This window comes from Streptomyces sp. NPDC059455, from assembly GCF_042750115.1.
In the GTDB taxonomy this organism is placed as follows: Bacteria; Actinomycetota; Actinomycetes; order Streptomycetales; family Streptomycetaceae; genus Streptomyces; species Streptomyces endocoffeicus.
The window spans coordinates 44,244-52,265 of record NZ_JBHYVB010000036.1 but is presented as its reverse complement, the minus strand read 5'-3'; the positions used below and the strand labels follow the sequence as shown (position 1 = coordinate 52,265).

The 8,022-nt window shown below is 70.6% G+C and carries 8 protein-coding genes and 1 pseudogene; all 9 read right to left on the bottom strand.

From position 1 onward, the window contains the following. A pseudogene (locus ACFXB5_RS15660) lies at positions 1 to 625 on the bottom strand (sirohydrochlorin chelatase); the annotation flags it as partial. Positions 626 to 792: 167 nt separating this feature from the next. After that, positions 793 to 1,695 carry an ABC transporter permease gene (locus tag ACFXB5_RS15655; protein WP_385207622.1) on the bottom strand — a complete coding sequence of 301 codons (903 nt, stop codon included), beginning with the start codon at positions 1,693 to 1,695 and terminating at the stop codon, positions 793 to 795. A 61-nt stretch (positions 1,696 to 1,756) separates the two neighbouring features. Then, complete coding sequence (locus tag ACFXB5_RS15650; RefSeq protein WP_385207562.1) at positions 1,757 to 2,581, bottom strand: ABC transporter ATP-binding protein; 825 nt, start codon at positions 2,579 to 2,581, stop codon at positions 1,757 to 1,759. Positions 2,582 to 2,649: 68 nt separating this feature from the next. After that, positions 2,650 to 3,807 (bottom strand): ABC transporter substrate-binding protein, encoded by a 1,158-nt coding sequence (locus ACFXB5_RS15645; RefSeq protein WP_385207559.1) that lies wholly within the window; start codon positions 3,805 to 3,807, stop codon positions 2,650 to 2,652. Between the two features lie 204 nt (positions 3,808 to 4,011). Beyond that, a complete protein-coding gene (locus ACFXB5_RS15640; RefSeq protein WP_385207556.1) occupies positions 4,012 to 5,379 on the bottom strand; it encodes a sulfate adenylyltransferase subunit 1 in 1,368 nt (455 codons plus the stop codon). Between the two features lie 3 nt (positions 5,380 to 5,382). Next, positions 5,383 to 6,321, bottom strand: a complete 939-nt coding sequence (cysD, locus tag ACFXB5_RS15635; protein ID WP_385207553.1) for a sulfate adenylyltransferase subunit CysD — start codon at positions 6,319 to 6,321, stop codon at positions 5,383 to 5,385. A gap of 127 nt (positions 6,322 to 6,448) precedes the next feature. Continuing rightward, positions 6,449 to 7,039, bottom strand: a complete 591-nt coding sequence (gene cysC / locus ACFXB5_RS15630) for an adenylyl-sulfate kinase (protein ID WP_385207550.1) — start codon at positions 7,037 to 7,039, stop codon at positions 6,449 to 6,451. Further along, positions 7,021 to 7,722 carry a phosphoadenylyl-sulfate reductase gene (locus ACFXB5_RS15625; RefSeq protein WP_385207548.1) on the bottom strand — a complete coding sequence of 234 codons (702 nt, stop codon included), beginning with the start codon at positions 7,720 to 7,722 and terminating at the stop codon, positions 7,021 to 7,023. Before ACFXB5_RS15625 ends, cysC begins: the two co-directional genes overlap by 19 nt. Continuing rightward, complete coding sequence (locus ACFXB5_RS15620) at positions 7,719 to 7,904, bottom strand: hypothetical protein (RefSeq protein ID WP_020867772.1); 186 nt, start codon at positions 7,902 to 7,904, stop codon at positions 7,719 to 7,721. Before ACFXB5_RS15620 ends, ACFXB5_RS15625 begins: the two co-directional genes overlap by 4 nt. Positions 7,905 to 8,022 lie beyond the last annotated feature (118 nt).

Sequence of the window (8,022 nt, the reverse complement as noted above, 5' to 3'; positions counted from 1 at the left end):
GGGCGTGGGGGGGGGGGGGGGGGCGGGGGGGTTGGAGGTGGGGGCCCAGGCCCACCGGGGGGCCGCGGCCCGCGCGCGGGGCGGGCCCGGCGTCCTCGGTGCGGGGAAGAGAGGCGGAGGCGAACGCGGGTCGCACGGCGCACCATCCGGTGTGCCGCCACTCCCGCGCGATTTCAGCGATCACCGCGATCGCCTCCGGGTCGGTGGACCCCGCCGAGGCCAGGACGACCCCGGTCGAGGAGCGGTCGGCGGGGCGCAGCCCCGCCTCGTACAGGCGGCGTTCCAGGGCGTCCACGAGCAGCGGGGACGGGCCCAGGACCTCGGCCTGGCGGACGGATAGGCGGGGGTGGCGGGCCGTGGCCTCGCGCAGCACCGCCGGGATGTCGGTCTTCGCGTGGAAGGCGCGGGTCAGCAGCAGCGGGAGGGCGATCACCTCGGTGGCGTCCTCCGCGGCGAGGCGGGCCAGCACCCGCGGTACGCGCGGCGCGTTGAACTCCAGGAACGCCGCCTCCACCCGCAGCCCCGGCCGCAGCGACCGCACCCGCGCGCGCAGCGCGTCGACGGTCGCCGCGTGGCGGGGGTCGCGGCTGCCGTGGGCGATGATCAGCAGGGTCGGGGCGGACATGGTGATGGCTTTCCGTGGCCTTCCGTTCGGTGGCTTTCCGCTCAGTGGTCTTCGGTCGGTTGTCTTCGCTCAGTGGGTTTCGTTCAGCGGTCTTCGTTCAGTGGGTTTCTGTCAGTTGTCTTCGGTCAGTTGTCTTCGGTCAGTTGTCTTCGGTCAGTTGTCTTCGGTCAGTGCGCGCTCGCCAGCAGGCCGCGGCTGCGCAGCACCCTGCGCTCGATCGGGGCGAAGATCAGCAGCTCGATGGCGATGCCGACGACGAGGATCAGGAGGATGCCGAGGAGCACCCCCGCCATATCGGAGTTGTTGCGCTGGTTCTCCAGGTACTGGCCAAGACCCAGGCCCAGGTCCGGGGACTTGGCGATGATCTCCGCGGCCATCAGCGAGCGCCAGGAGAAGGCCCAGCCCTGCTTGAGCCCGGCGACGTAACCGGGCAGCGCGGCGGGCAGCAGGATGTGCCGGGCGCTGACCAGGCCGCGGGCGCCGAGAGTGCGTCCGGCGCGGAGGAACAGCGGGGGCACCTGGTCGATGCCGGCCACCAGCCCGTTGGCGATGGAGGGGACCGCGCCCAGCAGGATGACGGTGTACATCATCTGGTCGTTCAGGCCCAGCCAGATCACCGCGGGCGGCACCCAGGCGACCGACGGCAGCGACTGCAGCCCGGACAGGATCGGGCCGAGCCCGGCGCGGATGAACTTCACCCGGGCGACGACCAGACCCAGCGGGGTCGCGATGGCCAGCGCGATGAGGAAGCCGAACAGACCGCGCGAGACGCTGGTCCAGATGATGTCGAGCAGCTCGCCCTGGACCCACAGCTGGCGCAGCGAGTCCCAGACCAGCCCCGGGTCGGGGAGCTTGTAGTCGGGGGTGACCTTCGCGACGACGAGCACCTTCCACAGGGCCAGGACGAAGGCGACGGCCACGATGGGCGGCAGCACCTTCTGGACCAGCACCTCGACCGGTGAGACCCGCTTGATCTGCACCGCGTCCAGGGCGTCCAGACCGGCCTCCAGGCCCGCCAGGTCCTGCCCCGGACCCGCCTTGGCCGTGGACTTCTCCGTGGACTTTTCCATGGACTTCTCTATGGGCTGCTTCCCGCCGTCGGCTTCCTCGATCGCGGTGCCGCGGGTGGTCTTACTGCTGGCCATGGCGGCGGATCTCCCCACGCAGTTCTTCGGTGATCTCTACGGACAGGTCGGCGACGGCCGCGTCCTCGATGCGGCGCGGCTGCGGCATGTCCACCGACCACTCGCGGACGACCCGCCCCGGCCGGGAGGACAGCAGCACCACGCGCTCGGCCAGCCGGACGGCCTCGCGGACGTTGTGGGTCACGAACAGCACCGAGACGCCGGTCTCGCTCCAGATCCGGGTCAGCTCCTCGTGCAGCACATCGCGGGTGATGGCGTCGAGCGCGGCGAACGGCTCGTCCATCAGCAGCACGCTGGAGTCCTGCGCGAGCGCGCGGGCCAGCGCCACGCGCTGCCGCATCCCGCCGGAGAGCTCGTGCACCCGCTTGCCGTAGGCGCCGCTGAGCCGCACCAGCTCCAGCAGCCGCTCGGCCCGCGGCCTGCGGTCGGCGCGCGGCACACCGCGCAGCCGCAGCGCCAGCTCGATGTTCTTCCCCGCGGTCAGCCACGGGAACAGGGCGTGCTCCTGGAACATCAGGGCCGGCCGGCCGCCGGTGACCTCGATGGCCCCCGAGGACGGCTTGTCCAGGTCGGCGATCAGATTGAGCAGTGTGGACTTGCCGCAGCCGGAAGCCCCCAGGATGCAGACGAACTCGCCGGGCCGCACCTGGAGGTTGATGTCCTCGAGCACGGGCTGGGCCGCCCCGGGACGGCCGAAGGCCTTGTGGACGCGGGTGATCGATACGGACCCGGCGGAGCCGGCGGGGCCGGGGGAGCCCGCCGTCGTGGTGCTCGCCCGGTCGTCCTTCTCGGTGGTCAGTGCCGGGGACATCCGGTCACCTCCTGATGGATGCGTACATGCGTGTACATGCGTACGGTGCGTACGGGACGGGCAGGCGCCTACTGGCTGCCGAGGCCCGCGGCGGAGACGGTCGGCTTGCCCTCGGCCTTGAGGACCTTGTTCAGCGGGCCCAGGTCGTAGATCCCCTTGAGATCGGGCTTCTCCAGAAGCCCCGCCTGGACCGCGTGGTCGGCCTCGGTGTTCAGCGTCGAGGCCAGGGGGTCGTCGGTGACCTGGATGGACTTCCACGCCGGGTCGATCACCTCGGCGGGCAGCGGCTTGCCGGCCTCTTCCTTGAGCGCCGCGTTGGCCGCGTTCTTCGCCTGCTCGGAGTTGGCCTTGATGAAGGCGTTGGTCTTCACCGAGCCGCGCAGCACGGCCTCGACGACCTTCGGATGCTCCTCGAGGAACGACTGCTTCACGATCAGGTTGGTGATGACGAACTTCTTGTCCGGCCACAGCGAGGACTCGTCCAGCAGCACCTTGCCGCCGTCGGCGACCAGCTTGGACGCGGTCGGCTCGGGCACCCACGCGCCGTCGATGGCACCGGACTTGTACGCGTCGGGCGTCACCTTGTTGTCGCTGCGGACCACCGACACATCGCCCTTTCCGCTCTGGGCGTCGACCTTCCAGCCCTTGCTCTTGACCCAGTTGAGGAACGCCACGTCCTGGGTGTTGCCCAGCTGCGGGGTGGCGATCTTCTTGCCCTTGACGTCGTTCAGAGTCTTGATCTTCTTCGGGTTGACCACGAGCTTGACACCGCCCGAGGCCGACCCCGAGATGATCTTGAGGTTGGAGCCGTGGGACTTCACATAGCCGTTGATGGACGGCGACGGGCCGATCCAGCCCATGTCGATGGAGCCCGCGTTGAGCGCCTCGATCTCCGACGGCCCGGCGTTGAAGACGTACGGCGCGACCTTCGTGCCCTTGAGCTCCTGCTGGATCGGGCCGCCCTTGCGCAGCCCCACCAGTGCGGTGGCGTGGGTGAGGTTGGCGAAGTAGCCGACCTTCACCTTGTCCAGACCGTCGACCTTCGCACCGCCGGCCGCGGGGACCGCTGAGGATCCGGTGTCGTCGTTCTTCTTCTGTGAGCCGTAGCCGCAGGCGCCCAGCGCGCCCATCAACAGGGGGAGGACGGCCGCCGCCGCCAGGATCCGGGTGCGGCGGTGGGGGTGCGTGGCTGGTCGCGGAGCTATGAGGCGGACGGCAGACGACACGGGGGTGTTCCTCTCGACGGGCCGGGACGGCGTCAGAGGACGCCCGGCAGTTCAGATGGCTTTCGGCGGCGGTGCTGGTGGACAGGGGCGGACTGCGGCGTCAGCGCACACATCGTCCGACCCCGCCCTGCCCGCTGCCGAGCGCCCCGCTGCCCACGCGGCCGCCCTCCTTGGCGAATGTCGAGAACACCTCACCGGCCATCGTCAGAAGTCCCATCCCTCGTCGTCCCGCGCGGCCTCGGCACCCTTGGCCGGTGCCGCGAAGGAGTCGCCCGCCATCGCGGCGGTGAGCGTGGTGCCGTCGGCCGGGTCGATCAGCAGGAAGGATCCCGTGCGGCGCGAGGCGTCGTACGCGTCCAGCGCCAGCGGCTCGGAGGTACGCAGCACGACCCGGCCGATGTCATTGGCGGCCAGCTCACCCGGCGCCGGGTGATGCGACAGATCGGCCAGCGTCAGCCGGGACGGGATGTCCTTGATGATCGCCTTCACCGTGCGGGTGGTGTGCTTGAGCAGCACCCGGTCGCCCACCCGCAGCGGACGGTCGTGCAGATGGCAGACGGTGGCCTCGACGTCCCTGGTGGTCTCGGGCGCGTGGTCGCTCGGCGCGAGCAGATCCCCGCGCGAGATGTCCAGGTCGTCGGCGAGGGTGAGGGTCACCGACTGCGGGGCCCACGCCACATCCACCATCGCGCCCAGCGCGTCGATCCCGGTGATGGCGGACGTCCGGCCGGACGGCAGCACGGTGACGGCGTCGCCGACGCGCAGCACACCGGAGGCGATCTGGCCCGCGTAGCCGCGGTAGTCGGGGTGCTCGGCGGTCTGCGGACGGATCACGTACTGCACCGGGAAACGCGCAGGGTCCTGGGACGGGTCGGTGCCCACCGGCACGGTCTCCAGGTGCTCCAGCACGGTCGGGCCGCCGTACCAGTCCATGTTCGCCGACGCGGTCACCACGTTGTCCCCGGCCAGCGCCGAGATCGGGATGGCGGTGATCTCGGGGACGCCCAGCGACGCCGCGTAGTTCGTGAACTCCTCGGCGATGGCCGCGAAGACCGGCTCCGCGTAGTCCACCAGGTCCATCTTGTTGACGGCGAGGACCACATGCGGGACCCGCAGCAGGGCGGCGACCGCGGCATGCCGCCGGGTCTGCTCCACCACGCCGTTGCGCGCGTCCACCAGGACGACCGCGAGCTCGGCGGTGGAGGCGCCGGTGACCATGTTGCGGGTGTACTGCACATGGCCGGGGGTGTCGGCGAGGATGAACCGCCGCTTGGGCGTGGCGAAGTAGCGGTAGGCGACATCGATGGTGATGCCCTGTTCCCGCTCCGCCCGCAGCCCGTCCGTCAGCAGCGCCAGGTCCGGCGCCTCCTGGCCACGGCTGCGCGAGGCGTGCTCCACGGCCTCCAGCTGATCGGCCAGCACCGACTTGGAGTCGTGCAGCAGCCGCCCGACCAGCGTGGACTTACCGTCGTCGACCGAGCCCGCGGTGGCGAAGCGCAGCTGGGAGGTGGCCGCAGACCGCTCGACGGCGGCCGCCGCGGCCTGCTCCTCGGACGTCAGATTGCTCGTCATCGTTTAGAAGTACCCCTCGCGCTTGCGGTCCTCCATCGCGGCCTCCGACAGCTTGTCGTCGGCGCGGGTCGCACCCCGCTCGGTCAGCCGGGAGGCGGCTATCTCATCGATGACCTGCTCGATGCTCACCGCGTCCGACTCCACGGCACCGGTGCAGGACATGTCGCCCACGGTGCGGTAGCGCACCATGCGCCGCTCCACGGTCTCGTCGTCCTTCGGACCGCCCCACTCACCGGGCGCCAGCCACATGCCGGCGCGCTGGAAGACCTCGCGCTCATGCGCGTAGTAGATCTGCGGCAGGTCGATCTTCTCCCGGGCGATGTACTGCCACACGTCCAGCTCGGTCCAGTTGGACAGCGGGAAGACCCGGACGTGTTCACCGGGGGAGTGGCGGCCGTTGTAGAGCTGCCACAGCTCGGGGCGCTGCCGCCGCGGGTCCCAGCCGCCGAACTCGTCCCGGAGGGAGAACACCCGCTCCTTGGCGCGGGCCTTCTCCTCGTCCCTGCGGCCACCGCCGAAGACCGCGTCGAAGCGGTTCTTCTCGATGGCGTCCAGCAGTGGCACGGTCTGCAGCGGATTGCGGGTGCCGTCGGGGCGCTCGCGCAGCCGGCCGTCGTCGATGAACTCCTGGACCGAGGCCACGTGCAGCCGCAGCCCGTGCCGGGCGACGGTGGCGTCCCGATAGGCGATGACCTCGGGGAAGTTATGCCCGGTGTCCACATGCAGCAGCGAGAACGGAACCGTCGCCGGGGCGAACGCCTTGAGCGCGAGATGCAGCATGACGATGGAGTCCTTGCCGCCGGAGAACAGGATCACCGGCCGCTCGAACTCGCCCGCCACCTCGCGGAAGATGTGCACCGCCTCGGACTCCAACGCGTCCAGGTGCGCGAGCGCGTACAGGCCCGCGCCCTCGCCCGCGTTGATCGCCGTCACGGTCGTCATGCCGCGCCCCTTTCGTTCGCTCGGCTGCGGTAGTAGCTTCCCGTCATATCGGCAGGGATCGCCATGGGTCGGCGCCCGGATGCGGTGAGCGCCGTGGCCCGGGACGCGGTGGCCGCGCGTGCGTGGCTCACAGCAGTCCCCTTTCACTCAACAGCAACCGCACCTCGGCCGCCGACTCCTGCACGCTGTTCCTGTGGGTTTCGATGCGCAGATCCGGGTCGGCAGGGGCCTCGTAGGGGTCATCCACACCGGTCAGACCCGAAAGCTCGCCCGCCGCCTGCTTCGCGTACAGCCCCTTGACGTCCCGCTCGGAGCACACCTCCACGGGCGTGGCCACATGCACCTCCAGATACGGGGTGCCCTCGCGCTGGTGGCGCTTGCGCACCGCCTCGCGGCTGTCCCCGTACGGGGCGATGACCGGCACCAGCACCGTGACCCCGTGGGAGGCCAACAGCTCGGACACGAAGCCGATCCGCTGGACGTTGGTGTGCCGGTCCTCGCGGGAGAACCCCAGCCCCGAGGAGAGGAACTCGCGGATCTCGTCCCCGTCGAGCACCTCCACCCGGCGGCCCTCGCCGCGCAGCCGCTCGGCCAGCGCATAGGCGATCGTGGTCTTTCCCGCGCTCGGCAGACCGGTCAGCCACACCGTGGCACCGGTGGTCGTGGGGGTGCTCATCTCGTTCTCCTGGTCGACAGCCATCAGCCGTGCAGCCCGCATTCGGTCTTGTTGCTCCCCGCCCAGCGGCCGGACCGGATGTCCTCGCCCTCCAGAACCCGACGGGTGCAGGGCGCGCAGCCTATCGACGGATAGCCGTCCATCAGCAGGGGGTTGGTCAGCACACCGTGCTCGGCGACATAGGCCTCGACATCCGCTTGCGTCCAGCGGGCGATCGGCGAGATCTTCACCTTACGGCGCCGGGCGTCCCAGCCAACGACCGGGGTATCGGCGCGAGTTGGCGATTCGTCCCGGCGCAACCCCGTGGCCCAGGCGTCATATTCGCGCAACCCCTCCTCGAGCGGCTGGACCTTGCGCATGGCGCAGCACAGGTCGGGGTCGCGGTCGTGCAGCCGGGGGCCGTACTCGGCGTCCTGCTCGGCCACCGTCTGGCGCGGGGTCAGGGTGATGACATTGACGTCCATCACGGCCGCCACCGCGTCACGGGTGCCGATGGTCTCGGGGAAGTGGTAGCCGGTGTCGAGGAAGACCACATCCACACCGGGGAAGGCGCGGGAGGCCAGATGCGCCACCACCGCGTCCTCCATCGAGGAGGTGACGCAGAAACGCGATCCGAAGGTGTCCGCCGCCCAGCGCAGGATGTCCAGCGCCGAGGCGTTCTCGAGCTCGTGGCCCGCCTTCTCGGCGAGCCCTTCGAGATCGGTGTCCTCAAGCCGGGTCGTCATATCGCCGTGCCCCCTTCATCGATCGGGTCGCGCCGCAGGCCCTTGGCCAGCAGCCCGAGGAACGACAGGCGGAACGCGCGGTTGCAGGACGCGCATTCCCACGCGCCGTGGCCCTCCTCCGAGGGACGCAGATCCTCGTCCCCGCAGTAAGGGCAGTAGAACGGCGCGGCACGCTCGGTCACCTTGCCTCCCGCTCGATCCCGGCGCGCTCTGCTGCGCGGGCTTCCTTCGTCACTGCTCGCACCTTCGTCGCGGCGCGGCGCCGCACGACCGCCCCCGCCCCCCGCCCGGGCCCCCCCC